The organism is Clostridium estertheticum (genome assembly GCF_011065935.2).
In the GTDB taxonomy this organism is placed as follows: Bacteria; Bacillota; Clostridia; order Clostridiales; family Clostridiaceae; genus Clostridium_AD; species Clostridium_AD estertheticum_A.
In genome coordinates, this window is record NZ_JAAMNH020000001.1 from 389,690 (window position 1) to 406,607 (window position 16,918).

Below are 16,918 nucleotides of genomic sequence, written 5' to 3' on the forward strand. Positions count from 1 at the left end.
GATATTGTGAAATATAAATAAAAATCGTCTCACTTTATAGAAAAGTGAGACGATTTTTATTTATATTTAAAATTAATTTCATCGTGTTGGTTCTACCCCTAAGGGCTCCCTGAAAGTACTTCTCCCATTTTAATAAGCTCTTCCCCAAGTAACCATAGCTTTAGCTGGTTTTCCACAACACAAGCAAACACCTTTTTCATTTGGTTGATCGAGTGGCATGCATCTAGAAGAAGCACCGGCTACTTCTTTTACTTTTTCTTCACAAGTGAGTTCTCCACACCATGGAGCGTCAACAAATCCTAATGTTTTATCAAGAAGCTCTTTTAATTCTTCTACGGTGTTTACACTAAAGCTTCTTTTATTTTGAATATTTCTAGCTTTTTCAAGTAGTGATTTTTGAATATCCTTTAAAATTTCTGGTACTTTTGTTTCTAGTTCAGGAATTGGAACAATGATTTTTTCTCTGGTATCTCGCCTAACTAATACTACCTGATTCTTTTCTATATCTTTTGGTCCAACTTCAAGCCTTAGTGGAACACCTTTCATTTCGTATTGACTAAATTTCCAACCAGCCATTTTGTCGCTGGTATCCATTTTTACTCTAGCTACTTTTGACAATGTGTTTTTAAGCTCTGTAGCTTTTTCAATTACGCCTTCTTTATGCTGCGCAACTGGAATTATAATAAGTTGAATAGGAGCTACTGCTGGTGGTAGTACTAAACCGCTATCATCACCATGAACCATGATTATTGCACCTATAAGTCTTGTAGACATTCCCCAAGAAGTTTGGTGAACATAAGCAAGTTTACCTGTTTTATCTGTATACTGAATGTTAAAAGCCTTGGCAAAACCATCTCCAAAGTTATGGGAAGTACCACACTGTAGCGCTTTACCATCGTGCATTAAACTTTCAATTGTGTAGGTATCCTTTGCTCCTGCAAATTTTTCTTTTTCTGTCTTTTGGCCTTTTATAACTGGAATGGCAAGGGTTTCTTCACAAAATGTTGCGTATACATTCAGCATCTTAATAGTTTCTTCTTGTGACCCTTCTGCTGTTGCATGAGCAGTATGGCCTTCTTGCCATAAGAACTCTGAGCTTCTAAGGAAAGGTCTTGTGGTTTTTTCCCATCTTACTACAGAGCACCATTGATTATATAATTTTGGGAGATCGTTGTAAGATTGAATTATTTTTGCGTAGTGATCACAAAATAATGTTTCAGATGTAGGTCTCACGCAAAGTCGTTCTTCTAATTTTTCGTTACCACCATGTGTTACCCAAGCAACTTCTGGTGCAAAGCCTTTAACGTGATCTGCTTCCTTTTGTAATAGACTTTCAGGAATGAACATTGGCATATATACGTTTTCGTGGTCTGTATCTTTAAACATCTGATCTAGTATTCTTTGGATATTTTCCCAAATTGCATAACCGTAAGGACGAATTACCATACAACCTCTTACGCTTGCATAATCAGCAAGCTCTGCTTTTTTTACGATATCTGTATACCACTTCGCAAAATCCTCATCCATAGCGGTAATAGATTCTACTAATTTCTTATTTTTTTCCATAATTAATCTCCTCTCATTTCATAAAATATATAAAAATGAATACAAAAAAAACTCCATCCCAAAAAGGGACCGAGAATATCGGTGGTACCACCCTAGTTGATATATAAAATATCCACTCAGATTCTAGATAACGGTAGAAATCCGCTGTAACTTACTGCAAAAAAAGCATTTCGTACAGAACTCCAAGGTGGGTTCAAAATGATCTTTTAAAAATCTTACACCAATGATTTTCTCGCTGTGAAAAGATTTCATTTTTACTAATCCTTTTCTTTGTATTGGATATATTCACTTTTAATGACAGACTACTTTAAAATCTATCATAGAATAAAAATAATAATATGTCAAGACTATTTTTACCTCAAATTAGGAATTTTAACATTTTACATGCAATTTCATGAAATATGTTTGATGAGAGGTATGTATGTTAATAAATAGAGCAAAGTATGTAGAGAGTGTAGAAAACTTAATAAATTTTATCTAATTCAACAGTTTGCTTTGTTATTCTAAATAAAGTTAGTATAATGAAATGAATAGGGAAATAATAAAGAAGGTGAGAAATTGGTAATTGCAGATATGTTTTATACTGTAAAGGAAATTATGAATAAAAAATTCATAAAAGTCAAGACAAATGAAAGCATAAAAGAGGCTTTAAACAAAATGATTGATGCAAACAAAGATGAAGTTTTAGTAGTGGACAACACGGGGGTGCTCATTGGAGTTTTTACAAGAAAAGACATAGCTAAAATTAAAAGAAACAAAGACATATCCTTTCAAGAAGAAGTAATAAACTATACCAACAAAAATGTGGTCACCATAGATATGAATGCTTCTGCTAGAGTTGCAAGAAATTTAATGATTGAGAATGGAATAGGAAGATTACCAGTAATCGAAAATAAAAAAATTAAGGGTGTAATTACTAGTAATAATATAAGAGACACTTTCTATTTAAAGATTGATGAAATGTTTGATCTTCAAAATAATATTATTGACAATTTACACGAAGCAGTTTGTATTTGTAGTGATAGTGGAATAGTAAACTACTGGAATAAAAGTTCAGAACATTTATATGGTGTAAAGGCTGAAAATATAGTAGGCCAACATATTGCTTCTTTTTTTCCTAATGCTTTGATTATAAAAACTTTAAAAGATGGAAAAAGAAGAGATAATGAGGGGAACGAGCCTGTTAAAGGTAAATTTGTTGTTCTAAGTACAGTGCCCATATATAATAATAAAGGAAAATTAGTTGCTGTAGTATCTACAGATCGAGATGTGACGGAAGTGGTAACATTATCAATGCAATTAGAAAAAGAAAAAAGAAAAGTTGAATTATTGCAGATTGCATATAAGAAAGAAATTGCAGCAAACTATAACTTCTCTTCTATTGTAGGAAAAAATAAAAAAATTATTGAAGCTATTGCAATGTCACAAAAGGTAGCACAAAGTTCTGCCAGTATATTAATTACTGGAGAAAGTGGAACAGGCAAAGAGGTGTTTGCAAGATCAATTCATGAAGCTAGCGGTAGGGTAGGGAATTTTGTAGCGGTGAATTGTAGTGCAATTCCAGAGCAATTAATTGAAAGTGAAGTTTTTGGATATATAGAAGGCGCGTTTACTGGTGCTATTCGAAAAGGTAAAATAGGAAAATTTGAATTTGCGAATAATGGGACTTTATTTTTGGACGAAATTGGGGATATGCCCATGGAAATGCAAGTGAAATTTTTAAGAGTGCTGCAAGATGGAATAGTATATAGGTTGGGAAGTGAAAAGGGAGTTGTCACAGATACAAGGATCATAGCTGCCACAAATAGGAATTTAAATGACTTAATGAAAGAGAAAAAGTTTAGAGATGATTTATATTATAGATTTGCAGTTGTCCAAATTGAATTGCCACCACTTAGGGAACGTAAAGAAGATATAAAAGAATTAGTAGATTTATTTATAAGTCAGATAGCTGATAAAGAAAATATAAAAATAACTTCCATAGATGAAAGAATATATCCACTGCTTGTCCATTGTAAATGGGAAGGGAATATTAGAGAACTGAAAAATGTAATACAAAGGATGATTGTACTTTCTACTGAAGGAGAAATAACATTGGATAGCCTTCCGGAATACATTCTAGACATTGAAGAAGATAAAATTGAGGTAGCATCAGGTATAAATGATAATGAAGTTTTCAATCAGGAGCAAAATAAATATGATTTGGGGAAAATTGTTGAGAATATAGAAAAAAGCACCATAGCGGAAGTATTGATAACCGTAGGTGGAAATAAACAGAAAGCTGCAAAAATATTGAATTTAAAAAGAAGTACCTTATATTATAAATTAAATCAATATGGTCTTTTAGAAAAGCAAAACCAATAGTGTCAGAAAATTGAATAGTATGTCTGTTTTCTGACATGCAAAATATCACTACAAACCACTACAAAGCTAGTTTAAAGGGTTTAAGTGGTAAAAATGTGTCAGAAAACAGACTCTATTTTTTTTGCCTCAAAAATAATAATGCGTATTGAAAAACCCTATAGGCTAGCAATTCAGTATTCGCAACATCTATAGGCAAAGAATAAAAATGATGAAAAGTTGGCACACTAATTGCGTATATAGTAAATAGAAATAATATGGAGGTGTTTTTATGCCAATGACCTATAAATTTCCTCTTAAGATGCATGTAGGTGCACCTTCAACTGCGATTGTAAAAGAAGGACAAATCGTTAAAAGAGGGGAATGTATTGCAAACCCAGAGGGATGTGGTGCTAAAATTCATTCTAGTATCACTGGAAAAGTAACTAAAATTACAAAAAATGAAATTTTTATTTTAGCGGACGACAATCAAAGTACCGAGTACATAAAAATTAAAAAATGTGGAAAAATAGAAGATACTGCTTATGAAGCAGGTATTGTTGGTGCCGGTGGAGCTGGATTTCCTACTCATATTAAATTAAAAACTCAAATGACAGATGGGTATGTTATTGCTAATTGTGTTGAATGCGAACCTGCATTACATCATAATATAAAAGTTTTAGAAAATAACCCACAAATTGTTATTAAAGGACTAAGGTATGCTATGAGTGCAATAGGAGCTCCAAAGGGCTATATTGCGGTTAAAGCAAAAAATAAAAATGCCATTGCATCACTTAAAAAAGCGCTTTCTGGAGCATCGGATATAGAAGTAAAAGCATTAAGAGATATGTATCCAATGGGTGAGGAAAGGGCGATGATTCATGAAATATTCGAAACTTGGCTTAACCCTGACCAATTACCTTTTGAAGCGAAATGCGTTGTTTTAAATGGAGAAACTTTGGCTAATTTAACAAGAGCCGTAGAAGAAGGAAAACCAGTAATAGATAAAGACGTTACAATAGTTGGAAAACTAAAAGGCGGAAATGAAAGTCATGTTTTCTTACAAGTACCTGTAGGAACTTCAGTTAAAGATTTAATTGAAAAAGCCGGCGGTATTGATGGAGCATATGGCGAAATCATAATTGGCGGACCATATACAGGTAAATCTGAAGATATAGAAAGTGCAGTTGTTACAAAGACTTCAGGTGGTGCGATTGTTACCATGCCACTTCCAAAATATGAAGGACCAATAGGACTATTAGTATGTGCTTGTGCTGCAGATGAAGCGAGACTTAGGGATGTTGCAGAAAAAATGCATTCAAAAGTAGTTGGAGTAGCAACCTGCAAAAATGTAGTTCAAGTAAGATCTTTAAACAAATGCTTAACCCCAGGACATTGTCCAGGTCAAGCAGAAGCTATTCTTTACCTTAAAAAACAAGGTGCAAAAAGAGTATTAATAGCAAATTGCAGTGACTGCTCAAATACAGTAATGTGTATAGCCCCTAAAATGGGGATTCCAGTATACCACCACACAGATCATGTATTTAGAACAATAGATTATCCGCTTACAAGAAGATTACCAATGGAAGAAAAGTAAAAAAAATAAGGAGGTTATTTTTATGTCAATGACTGATGAGCACGCAGCAGAGTTTAAAAATGAAGTTGCAGTTGTATGTTGTAGAACAGAAGCAGGAACAATTCTTACTGCAGCTAATTTAGAAGATCCATCAATATTTCCAGATTTAGTGGATTCAGGTTTGTTAACAATACCTGGAAACTGTTTAAAGGTAGGTCAGGTTATAGGGGCAAAACTTACTAAGACAATTGACTCTTTATCACCACTAACACCAGAAATAGTAGAGGGCGCTATTGCTACTACAGAAGAAAAGAAGGTAGTAGAAGTAACAGATGGTAATGAAAAGGCAGTATTAAAAGATAATAAAAGTGCAGGAGATGTTATTACAGCTGCGGATTTAGAAAATCCAATGCATTTTGATAAATTACAAGACTCTCTACTTCTTAAATTGAATGAAAAAGTTTTAAGTAGAAACGAAGTAATTGGAGCAACTTTAAAAGTAGATGCAGTTGCTTTAACTCCTATAAGTTCAAACATGTTAGAAGGATTTGAGGAGGAAGTACCTATGAAAACTGAAACACCAGCAATGTCATCTGTTATAAACGGTGGAATATTAAAGATTAAAATAGCAGAAGGCAAGGGAATTGATATAGAAATCCCTCTAAATTCATTTAGTCAAAACGCAGTTCAAGGAGTACAAACAGTAAAAACAGCAACTGCTGGAATGGTTGTAGCTAAAGAAGCTATAAAAGAAAATAAAGCTCCAGAAGTAAAGCTTGAAGACAAAATTCTAAGAACGCTAGTTAAAAAGCACTTTAAAATAGAAGAAGTTAAATTTGGTCCTGAAACTAAAATTGATGGAACAACACTTTATATTAGAGAGAATATCTGTAGCGATGCTGTGAAAATTAGTGAACTTGTTACAGACATAAAAATTGATATAATTACACCGGATAAGTACAACACATATAGTGAAACAATTATGGATGTACAGCCAATTGCTACAAAAGAAGGAGACCATAAATTAGGTCAAGGGGTAACAAGAGTATTAGATGGTGTTATCATTATGGTTACTGGAACAGATGAAAATGGCGTTCAAATTGGAGAATTTGGTTCTTCAGAAGGTATTTTAGAAGAAAATATTATGTGGGGAAGACCAGGCGCACCAGATAAAGGTGAAATTTTCATTAAGACTCAAGTTACAATACTCGCAGGAACAAATATGGAAAGACCAGGTCCATTTGCTGCACATAAAGCATCAGATGTGATAACACAAGAAATTAGAGAAGCACTAAAGAAACTAGAAGAAAACTTAGTAGTAAATAGTGAAGAATTTGTTCAATATAGAAGAACTGGCAGAAAGAAAATAGTAGTAGTAAAAGAAATCATGGGTCAAGGCGCAATGCATGATAACTTAATTCTTCCAGTAGAGCCAGTTGGTATACTTGGTGGAAAACCAAACGTTGATCTTGGGAATTTACCAATTGTACTTTCACCACTAGAAGTATTAGATGGTGGAATACATGCACTAACTTGTATAGGACCAGCATCTAAAGAGTGCTCAAGACATTATTGGAGAGAGCCACTTGTTATAGCAGCAATGAATGATCCAGAAGTTGATCTTTGTGGAGTTGTATTTGTAGGAAGTCCACAAATTAATAGTGAAAAGTTTTACGTATCTGAAAGACTTGGAATGACTGTTGAAACAATGGATGTTGCAGGTGCAATTGTTACAACAGAAGGTTTCGGAAATAACCATATCGACTTTGCAAGTCACATTGAGCAAATAGGTATGCGTGGAATTGGCGTTGTAGGAATGTCTTTCTGTGGAGTACAAGGTGCTCTAGTTGTTGGAAATAAGTACACTAAGTACATGGTTGACAACAATAAATCAGAAGCAGGAATTGAAAATGAAGTTTTATCTTGTAATACTCTTTGCAAAGAAGATGCAATAAGAGCACTTGCAATGCTTAAAACTGCAATTGCAGGAGAAGAAGTAGTGGCAGCAGAAAGAAAATGGAATCCAAATGTTAAGGAAAACAATCTTGAAGCTGTTGAGAAATCATATGCAGTTTCTATTGAAAGAGTGGAAAATGAAACTTCAATCCCAGAAAGTAAAAAAAGATTAGAAAAATATTCAACAAAATAAGGAGATACAATGAAATACGGAGATAAGATAATAGAAATGTACGGAGTTATAGTAGAAGTGCATGATGGAAGTGTTTCAATTGATCTAAAAGGAAGATTAGGCTTCATGAAGATACCAATGAGGATGCTAATTACAGATTATCCTATCCAGGTAGGTCAAGAAGTCGGTTTTAGAATGAGTTTTATTGAGGTTCTTTCTGAAGAGCCCAATGAAAAATATGTTAGTAATATAGAGACAAGAAACAGAAAGGAAGGGAAAGTATAATGAGTTTAACAACCGTTAAAGGGTTACAATCAGAAATATTTGTACCAATTACACCACCACCAGTTTGGACACCGGTAACAAAACCATTAAATGAAATGAGAATTGCTTTTGCAACTGCAGCAGGAGTACATTTAAAAACAGACAAGAGATTTAATTTAGCAGGAGATTTTACATTTAGAGCAGTTCCAGGAGATGTAAATTCTCATGATTTAATGGTATCCCATGGTGGATATGATAATGGAGACGTTAATAAAGATATAAATTGTATGTTCCCTATTGATAGATTAAGAGAACTTGCAGCTGAAGGCTTTATAAAAGAAGTTGCTCCAATGCATTATGGATTTATGGGTGGTGGCGGAAACCAAGATAAGTTTAAAAATGAAACTGGTCCTGCTATTGCAAAGTTACTAAAAGATGAAGGCGTAGACGCAGTAGTCTTAACAGCTGGCTGAGGAACTTGTCATCGTTCTGCTGTACTTGTACAGAGAGCGATAGAGGAATCAGGGATTCCTACGATAGTTATTGCAGCATTACCACCAGTAGTTAGACAATCCGGAACACCAAGAGCGGTTGCACCACTTGTTCCAATGGGAGCAAATGCTGGAGCACCAAATGATAAAGAAATGCAAACAGGCATATTAAAAGCTACTTTGGAACAGCTTATAGCGATACCATCAGCTGGAAAAATTGTTTCATTACCTTTTGAGTACGCAGCAAAAGTTTAATTAAAATTTAGGAATGCCTCCAAATTTATATTTGGGGCATTCCTATCTAAAAAAATGAATTGTGGTGAGATGTATGGAAAATGAAATTGAAATGCGAAAACTATTGATTAAAACCTTCCATATTGAAAAAGTAGAATTTGGTAAAAAGACTCTTATACAAAATAAAATATTATACTTAAGAGAAAATATAAAGATGGATTTAAATCAAGAATCTATTGATGTTATAAAAAGTATTGACGTAAAAATAGTAAATCCAGAACAACATGATTTCTTTGTAAATAGCATTATGGATTTTTCACCAATAGCAACAAAAGTATTAGGAAAGATTGGTGAAGGAATAACACATACGCTTACGGGAGTCTATGTTATGCTCACGGGTGTAGATGAAATGGGAATTCAGGTTGCTGAATTTGGATCTTCAGAAGGAATTTTAGCGCAGCAAGTAGTGTTTGGTCGTGCAGGTACTCCAAATGCCACAGATATCATAATTCATGTAGATGTAGTGTTAAAAAATGGTTTGGGATCAGTAAGAATAGGACCTACAGCAGCACATAGGGCCTGTGATAGATTAGTTCAAGAAATAAGAGAAAATTTAAAGAAAATCAATGGAAAAGTATGCGATGAAAAGTTTGAATATTTTGATAAAATTAAACCTGGTAAAAAGAAAGTAGTTGTTATAAAACAGGTAGCTGGTCAAGGCGCAATGTATGATACGCAGTTACTCGGGAAAGAACCAGGTGGCTTTGAAAGTGGTAGATCCATTATAGATTTAGGCAATGTACCAATAATACTAAGCCCAAACGAATATAGAGATGGCGCTTTAAGGGCAATGCATTAATTTTAACCTTCGGTGTCGTCAAACTTAATAATCCAGACGAGGAGGATTGCAATGGGAGTTGGTCCATCTACAAAGGAAACAACATTACACCATTTTAGAGATCCACTGCTAGATGTTATATCTAAAGACTCAGACATTGATTTATTAGGCATAATTATTGTTGGGACCCCTCAATCTAATGAAGATAAATTATTCGTTGGACAAAGAGCGGCAGCATGGACAGAAGCTATGAGAGCTGATGGTGTTATTGTATCCGTGGACGGATGGGGTAATAGCCATGTAGACTATGCAAATACTATTGAAGAAATTGGAAAGAGAAACATACCAGTAGTAGGGCTTAGCTTTGTGGGGACACAAGCACAGTTTGTGGTTACCAACAAATATATGGATACAATTGTTGATTTTAACAAATCATTAGAGGGTATTGAAACAGAAGTAGTAGGGGAAAATACAGTTTGCGAATTAGATGCAAAAAAAGCTGTGGCGATTTTAAAACTTAAAATGAATAGAAAGATGAGGGGATAAATTATGAAAGCAATGAGAATGATTAATGCGGTAGATTCACATACTATGGGAGAACCAACAAGAATTATAACTGGTGGCGTCCCGGTAATTCCAGGAAATACTATGCCTGAAAAGAAAGAATACTTGGAAAAACATCTGGATTATTTGAGAACAGCAATTATGCTTGAACCAAGAGGCCATAATGATATGTTTGGATCCATTATTACTTCACCAACAATGCCAGAAGCAGATTTAGGAATTATTTTTATGGATGGTGGTGGATATTTAAACATGTGCGGTCATGGTTCTATTGGAGCTGCAACGGTAATAGTAGAAACTGGCATGGTTCCTATGGTAGAACCTTACACGAACCTAGCTTTAGAAGCGCCAGCAGGGCTAGTTAAAGCAAAAGTAAAAGTAGAAAATGGAAGAGTAAAAGAAGTTTCTATTGCAAATGTACCTTCTTTTCTTTATAAAGAAAATGTAGAACTAGATGTTCCTGAAATAGGAAAAATTACTTTTGATATTTCTTTTGGTGGAAGTTTCTTTGCACTTATTAAATCTTCTGACTTAGGGATTGATATTTGTCCAGAAAATGCAAATAAATTATGCGAAGTAGGGATGAAAATTTTACATGCAATTAATGAAAATGTTTCCGTACAACACCCATTACTTCCACATATAAACACAGTGGATTTAGTTGAAATATACGGACCTGCTAAAAATCCGAAGGCTACTCTTCAAAATGTAGTAATATTTGGGCAAGGACAAGTGGATAGATCACCTTGTGGAACAGGAACAAGTGCTAAACTTGCATATTTATATGCAAAAGGACATTTGAAACAAAATGAAGAATTTATATATGAGAGTATTATTGGAACTATGTTTAAAGGAAAAGTACTTTCAGAAGTGCAAGTAGGCGAATTCAAAGGTGTCATTCCTGAAATAACTGGTAGTGCATATATCACTGGATTTAATCAATTTGTTATTGATGAAGAAGATCCCTTAAAATATGGATTTACACTGTAGGTCATAGTTAAAATTTAGTGTTGAGTGTTATTATAACCCATTAGTGGAATAAACTGAATAGTCTATTAAATGAATAATTTCTAGACTCGTACAATATAATATAGTATAATAAATTCAATAGTGATTTTTTTAACTGGATCACTAAAAATTTAACATGAGAAGTATATTTTAACAAAAATCATTAACCTGCACTATTTAAAACATATTTTAAGTAGTGCATGCTAATATATTAATTAAACAAGGGGGAATTCAAAATGTTAATTGCCGTACTATCAGCACTAGGTCTTTTAACCCTTTATTTTGCAATTATTTTTATTAAGGATTACATGCTAGCTTCAAAGGAAGGTAGACTTGAAAAACCTAGTTTTTTTGCTACAGGAGCTGTAGGGTTTGCTACAAATTTCTTTGATACACTAGGTATTGGTAGTTTTGCACCTACAACTGCATTACTAAAACAATTTAAACTTACAAATGACAGAACAATACCAGGAACATTAAATGTATCTTGCACAATTCCAGTAGTATTAGAAGCATTTATTTTTATTACAGTTATAAAGGTTGATCCAATTACACTTATTGGTATGCTTTTCGCAGCAACAGTAGGAGCAATCGTTGGAGCAGGATTTGTTGCTAAGCTTGATGTAAAGAAAATACAATTGGCAATGGGAGTTGCATTACTAGTTGTAGCATTTATTATGTTAGCGCAACAATTAAAAATGTTTCCTTCTGGTGGAGACGCAATTGGTCTTTCTGGAGCAAAACTAATAATCGCTATTATAGCTAACTTTATTCTTGGAGCGTTAATGACTCTTGGAATAGGTCTTTATGCTCCATGTATGGCACTTGTATTTGCACTTGGATTAAGCCCAACAATTGCATTTCCAATTATGATGGGTTCTTGTGCATTCTTAATGCCAGCAGCCTCCGTTAAATTTGTTAAAGAAGGAGCTTATGACAGAAAAGCTTCTATGGCAATAACAATATTTGGAGTAATTGCAGTACTTATAGCAGCATATATTGTTAAATCATTACCACTTGATATATTGAAATGGCTTGTTATTGTGGTTATCATTTATACATCTGCTATGATGTTTAAATCTTATTCAAAACCAGTTGAAATAAAAGCATAAAACGACCATTTGTTAAAAACAATTTTAAAAATTCTAGACTAAATTAAAAGATGATTTCTGCGTTGAGCAGGAGTCATCTTTTTACATCCAATTGAAATATATACTTATTATAGTAAATCAAATATTATTAAACTATTTGTTCTTTTTCTTATAAATTAAAGAAAATATTAGGATTAAAGTTATAGAAATTACGGTGCATTCTTTATAATATATAATAAGTAAATTATCCTTAAAAGTATATTTTACAATCTCCTTAGAGGCAACGTCGTAGCATCTTTCTATAGAATCTAAACTTATATTTTCGAAGGTGTCTTGTGGAGTGTGTATTCGAGTTATATCATTGTCACAGAAGGTTATAGCATCAATATTTCTTTTCCTAAAGCCTTCATGGTCACTAGCATCTTCAAAAAGATAATCGAAAAATATTTTTTCTGTTTTGCAAGTGATTGAAACTGATTTTATGAAAGGCGTTTTATCTGTATCTTTATTTCCACCCATGATGCATAGGGGAACAGCGTTATTACTTCCAATCATGTCAAAATTAAATACTTTGCAGCGTTGTATATCGTCTTTATATTCCGTAATAAAAGCGTTTGAGCCGAGGCATCCGAACTCTTCTGCGTTAAAGCCTAAGAAAAGAATGCTTCTGTCTGGTTTGCCAAGTGAAGTTAAATACTTACTCATTTCTAGCATGAAGGATAGACCTGATGCATTATCTAGAGCTCCACTATATATAGTGCCATTTAAATCCGTACCTAAATGGTCAAAGTGTGCTGAGACAATTATTGGTGGAGCAGTGGTATCCTTGCCTTCTAAATAGCCCATAACGTTATTTACATTGGTTTGTGAGACCTCATAGGGAATAAAGCAATCAATAGCAAAATTCTTATCTAATAAATCTTTAAGTGATGCTAGTGTTTCTTTAGTAATCATAATATACATGTTATAATTAGAATCATACATAAAGGAACTTCTAAAGGATAAGTCGCTGGCGGGAGGAACAAAGAATAGGAAGGGCCCATCAATAGTGTTAACTACAAGAGAGTTTTCTTTTATTGCATTTATATTACTTTTTACGAAGGTTAAATTATTAATTTTAAAGTTTAACATATCTTCTTTAAAATCCACACTATAAACAAAATCTTTTACTACTCTACCCTTGCTATCCAATACTTTTAAATATGGACTTTTATTAATTTTCTTAGGATATAGTACTTTAAAGCTTTGAAATTCACTTCCTTTATATGGTTTTAATCCGTTATTTTTAAATTCAGAGTTAATATAAGTAGCTATTTCTGCGTTTTCTAAGGTGCCAGGAAGCCTACCTTTAAAATGGTCTGAAGAGATATATTTTATATTTTGGTACACATTTGTAGGATTGAATCTATATAGGGTATAATATATATGTGAACTATAAAAGACTAATAAAAGACAAAGGGTTAAGAAACAAGAACATATTAACTTTTTCATATATTTCTCCTAAAAAATTTTATCTTTATATAGATATGAGGATAGAACTTTGGGTATGATTAAATATGTTAATTTTGGGCCATTAGATTTAAAATATATATTACGAAAGGAGGACTGACTATTTAGGTACATTTAAATAAACTATATATTGAATTGGTATTTATTTATTGTTCCACATAAAAATAGTTGGGAAAATATGAAAAACATAGAAGGTAGATTAATTAGTGAATTTGGAATTACAAAAGAGCAATCGGAGAATGTAATCCAGTTATTAGATGAAGGGAATACAGTCCCTTTTATAGCTAGATATAGAAAAGAAAGAACTGGGGGACTTGATGATATAGTACTCAGAAATTTCACGGAGAGACTTATATATCTTAGAAATTTAGAAGAAAGAAAAGCAGATGTACTACGTATTATTGGAGAACAAGAAAACCTAACAGAGGAAATTGAAAATTCAATAAGAAAGTGTGAAACTCTTACAGAAATAGAGGATATTTATAGACCTTTTAAGCCTAAGAAAAGAACTAGAGCCACCATAGCAATAGAAAAAGGGTTAAAGCCTCTTGCTGAAATTATTTTCAGTGGCGATTTTAAAGGGGATATAAATGAATATGCGAAGAAATTCATAAGTGAAGAAAAAGTAGTGAACAATGCTTTGGAAGCGCTTCAAGGTGCTGGTGATATTATAAGTGAGATGATTTCAGATGAAGCTGATTATAGAAAGTGGATTAGGGCACTGGTGCATAATCAAGGAATGGTAGAAACTAAGGGCGCAAGTGAAGATACTACCCCTTTTGAAATGTATTATGAGTATAAAGAAGGAGTTAGGTCTATTCCACCACATAGAATTCTTGCTATAAATAGAGGTGAAAATAGCAAGATACTTTCTGTAAAAATTAAAGCTGATAATGATAAGATAATTGAGTACTTAAAAGTTAGATGCTTAAAGGGAAATAATGAAACAGATAAATATATAGAGTTAAGTATAGTTGATTCTGTAAAAAGACTTATATTCCCCTCAATTGAAAGAGAAATAAGGTCAGAGCTCACAGAAAAAGGTGAAATAGGAGCTATTGAAATATTTAAAGCTAATTTGAAGGCTCTCTTAATGCAATCCCCTATAAAAGGGAAGGTAGTGCTTGGATTTGACCCTGGGTTTAGAACTGGGTGCAAAATAGCAGTGCTAGATGATACTGGGAAGGTTTTAGATATAGCTACGGTATATGCTACTGCAGGTAGTAAGGATGGGGTTCAAAAATCCATAGGTATTATTAAAGCATTAGTAAATAAGCACAATGTAGAAGTGATATCCTTAGGTAATGGAACCGCTAGTCGAGAGTCCGAAGAAATTTTAGCTCAGATAATTAAAGAACTAAAAGAGGAATGCTCAAAAGACCTTTACTACGTTATAGTTTCAGAAGCGGGTGCTTCAGTATATTCAGCTTCCGAGCTTGCATCAAAAGAATATCCAGACATAGATGTATCTATTAGAGGAGCTATTTCTATAGGACGAAGACTTCAAGATCCCTTAGTGGAGCTTGTAAAAATTGATCCTAAAGCTATTGGAGTTGGACAATACCAACATGATGTAACGCCTAAAAAGCTTGATGAATCCTTAAAAGGAGTAGTTGAAGATTGTGTTAATGCTGTTGGAGTAGATCTTAATATTGCAACGCCTTCTTTACTCTCTTATATATCAGGGATAAATGCTGCTATAGCTCAAAATATTGTAGCATATAGAGAAGAAAATGGTAAATTTGTAGCTAGAAAAGAATTATTAAAAGTTAAAAGATTAGGTGCAAAGGCATATGAGCAATGCGCGGGATTTTTAAGAGTTATGGAGAGTAAAGAGTTTTTAGATAATACTTCAGTTCATCCTGAGTCATATAATGCTACAAAACAGTTATTGGATTTATTAGAGTATAAAAAAGAAGATCTTAGATCACTAAATTTTAAAGATATGGATGAGCGAGTTAAAACTATCAATCTAAATGAGCTGGCAGAAAAATTAGAAATAGGTGTTCCAACTCTTAGAGATATTATTAAAGAGATTAAAAAGCCAGGTAGAGACCCGAGAGAGGAATTACCTAAGCCACTATTAAAAACAGGCGTAGTTCAAATGTCCCATCTTAAACCAGGCATGAAACTTATGGGGACTGTTAGAAATGTATCTGATTTTGGAGCCTTTGTAGATATTGGAGTTCATCAAGATGGTTTAGTACATATAAGCCAGTTAGCAGATAAATTTGTAAAGCATCCATTGGATGTAGTAACAGTTGGAGATATAGTAGAAGTTAGTGTTCTAGAAGTCGATGAGAAAAGAAAAAGAATATCATTATCTATGAAAAATAATTAATAAATATGTTGCTTATTTTACTGAATTTGTATATAATTAAATTATAAAATAAAATTTGATAATCTTCAGGGCGGGGCGAATTTCCCCACCGGCGGTAAAGCCCGCGAGCCGAAAGGCAGATTCGGTTTAACTCCGAAGCCGACAGTAAAGTCTGGATAAAAGAAGATGTGATATATGTGATTTCGCCCTGACATAGTTATATGTCAGGGCTTTTATTATATCCATCCCTAGAAGACATAGTCAATTAGGGGGTATAAAAATGAGAGACGAAAAACTTGTTAAACTTATTAAAATTTCACTTTTATCTGTTATGGCTTTTCTTTTGATGTATATTGAATTACCAATACCTATATTTCCGGAATTCTTAAAAATTGATATCAGCGATCTGCCAGCACTTCTAGGTGCATTTGCATTAGGGCCAATAGCAGGGGTTGTTATTGAACTTTTTAAAAATATATTACACGGAATGCTAGCAGGAAAAACGGCTTTTGTGGGAGAACTTGCAAACTTTCTTGTAGGCTCAAGTTTAGTATTAGTTTCTGGATATATATATAAGGCTCGTAAAAGTAAAGGTGGAGCAATTGTTGCATTATTACTCGGAGTAGTTTGTATGTCAATTTTTGCAGGAATACTGAACTATTTTGTTATTCTTCCGCTGTATGAAAGCGTATTAGGATTCCCAGTAGATGTAGTGGTAGGAATGGGAACAAAAATAAATCATAAGATTGTTGATTTAAATTCCTTTATTATTTGGTCAATTATTCCTTTCAATTTTATTAAAGGAATAGTAGTATCATCAGTAACACTAGCATTATATAAAAGTGTTTCTCCTATACTTCATAAAGAAAATGTAGAGAGCAAATACAAAAACAGACAAGGTAATTATTAATTAAAAATATAAAAACAATGACATATTTTAAAGGGGTACCTATTCTATAGGTACCCCTTTAAAAGTTAGTCTTTTTTAT

At 33.2% G+C, this 16,918-nt stretch carries 11 protein-coding genes, 1 pseudogene, 1 riboswitch and 1 other annotated feature; of the genes and pseudogenes, 10 read left to right on the forward strand and 2 right to left on the reverse strand.

What is annotated here, in order from left to right:
• Positions 1-129 precede the first annotated feature (129 nt).
• Positions 130-1,566 carry a proline--tRNA ligase gene (gene proS / locus G9F72_RS01825; protein WP_164956885.1) on the reverse strand — a complete coding sequence of 479 codons (1,437 nt, stop codon included), beginning with the start codon at positions 1,564-1,566 and terminating at the stop codon, positions 130-132.
• Positions 1,567-1,627: 61 nt separating this feature from the next.
• Positions 1,628-1,846: a binding site (T-box leader), on the reverse strand.
• 278 nt (positions 1,847-2,124) lie between these two features.
• Between proS and G9F72_RS01830 the strand changes: the two genes are divergently transcribed.
• The 8 genes and pseudogenes from G9F72_RS01830 to G9F72_RS01865 all read left to right on the forward strand — a co-directional run bounded on the left by G9F72_RS01830 (position 2,125) and on the right by G9F72_RS01865 (position 12,121).
• Entirely contained in the window at positions 2,125-3,930 is a 1,806-nt protein-coding gene (locus tag G9F72_RS01830; RefSeq protein ID WP_224675919.1) for a sigma-54-dependent Fis family transcriptional regulator, read from the forward strand.
• A gap of 268 nt (positions 3,931-4,198) precedes the next feature.
• Positions 4,199-5,503, forward strand: a complete 1,305-nt coding sequence (gene prdC, locus G9F72_RS01835) for a proline reductase-associated electron transfer protein PrdC (protein WP_164956884.1) — start codon at positions 4,199-4,201, stop codon at positions 5,501-5,503.
• A 22-nt stretch (positions 5,504-5,525) separates the two neighbouring features.
• The gene (gene prdA / locus G9F72_RS01840; protein WP_164956883.1) at positions 5,526-7,631 is read left to right on the forward strand and encodes a D-proline reductase (dithiol) proprotein PrdA; all 2,106 of its coding nucleotides are present in this window, start codon (positions 5,526-5,528) and stop codon (positions 7,629-7,631) included.
• Between the two features lie 9 nt (positions 7,632-7,640).
• A complete protein-coding gene (locus tag G9F72_RS01845; protein WP_164956882.1) occupies positions 7,641-7,895 on the forward strand; it encodes a CBO2463/CBO2479 domain-containing protein in 255 nt (84 codons plus the stop codon).
• Positions 7,895-8,620: a D-proline reductase (dithiol) protein PrdB gene (prdB, locus tag G9F72_RS01850; protein ID WP_164956881.1), complete on the forward strand. Its 726-nt coding sequence runs from the start codon at positions 7,895-7,897 to the stop codon at positions 8,618-8,620. Before G9F72_RS01845 ends, prdB begins: the two co-directional genes overlap by 1 nt.
• Positions 8,621-8,711: 91 nt before the next feature.
• Positions 8,712-9,983: pseudogene (gene prdD, locus G9F72_RS01855) on the forward strand (proline reductase cluster protein PrdD).
• A gap of 3 nt (positions 9,984-9,986) precedes the next feature.
• A complete protein-coding gene (locus G9F72_RS01860) occupies positions 9,987-10,991 on the forward strand; it encodes a proline racemase (protein WP_164956878.1) in 1,005 nt (334 codons plus the stop codon).
• Between the two features lie 254 nt (positions 10,992-11,245).
• Positions 11,246-12,121: a sulfite exporter TauE/SafE family protein gene (locus G9F72_RS01865; RefSeq protein ID WP_164956877.1), complete on the forward strand. Its 876-nt coding sequence runs from the start codon at positions 11,246-11,248 to the stop codon at positions 12,119-12,121.
• A 132-nt stretch (positions 12,122-12,253) separates the two neighbouring features.
• On the opposite strand, the gene G9F72_RS01870 is transcribed toward G9F72_RS01865, so the two are convergent.
• On the reverse strand, positions 12,254-13,591 hold the full coding sequence (locus G9F72_RS01870) for a M28 family metallopeptidase (protein WP_164956876.1): 1,338 nt from the start codon (positions 13,589-13,591) through the stop codon (positions 12,254-12,256).
• Between the two features lie 196 nt (positions 13,592-13,787).
• On the opposite strand from G9F72_RS01870, the gene G9F72_RS01875 reads away from it, so the two are divergent.
• Both G9F72_RS01875 and G9F72_RS01880 read left to right on the forward strand, forming a co-directional pair.
• On the forward strand, positions 13,788-15,950 hold the full coding sequence (locus G9F72_RS01875) for a Tex family protein (RefSeq protein ID WP_164956875.1): 2,163 nt from the start codon (positions 13,788-13,790) through the stop codon (positions 15,948-15,950).
• A gap of 57 nt (positions 15,951-16,007) precedes the next feature.
• Positions 16,008-16,121: riboswitch (FMN riboswitch) on the forward strand.
• Positions 16,122-16,209: 88 nt separating this feature from the next.
• Entirely contained in the window at positions 16,210-16,839 is a 630-nt protein-coding gene (locus G9F72_RS01880; RefSeq protein ID WP_164956874.1) for an ECF transporter S component, read from the forward strand.
• Positions 16,840-16,918 lie beyond the last annotated feature (79 nt).

Coding starts and splice junctions, on each gene's coding strand:
- proS (WP_164956885.1), bottom strand. CDS start 1,566: ATGGAAAAAAATAAGAAATTAGTAGAATCTATTACCGCTATGGATGAG.
- prdC (WP_164956884.1), top strand. CDS start 4,199: ATGCCAATGACCTATAAATTTCCTCTTAAGATGCATGTAGGTGCACCT.
- prdA (WP_164956883.1), top strand. CDS start 5,526: ATGTCAATGACTGATGAGCACGCAGCAGAGTTTAAAAATGAAGTTGCA.
- G9F72_RS01845 (WP_164956882.1), top strand. CDS start 7,641: ATGAAATACGGAGATAAGATAATAGAAATGTACGGAGTTATAGTAGAA.
- G9F72_RS01860 (WP_164956878.1), top strand. CDS start 9,987: ATGAAAGCAATGAGAATGATTAATGCGGTAGATTCACATACTATGGGA.
- G9F72_RS01865 (WP_164956877.1), top strand. CDS start 11,246: ATGTTAATTGCCGTACTATCAGCACTAGGTCTTTTAACCCTTTATTTT.
- G9F72_RS01870 (WP_164956876.1), bottom strand. CDS start 13,591: ATGAAAAAGTTAATATGTTCTTGTTTCTTAACCCTTTGTCTTTTATTA.
- G9F72_RS01875 (WP_164956875.1), top strand. CDS start 13,788: ATGAAAAACATAGAAGGTAGATTAATTAGTGAATTTGGAATTACAAAA.
- G9F72_RS01880 (WP_164956874.1), top strand. CDS start 16,210: ATGAGAGACGAAAAACTTGTTAAACTTATTAAAATTTCACTTTTATCT.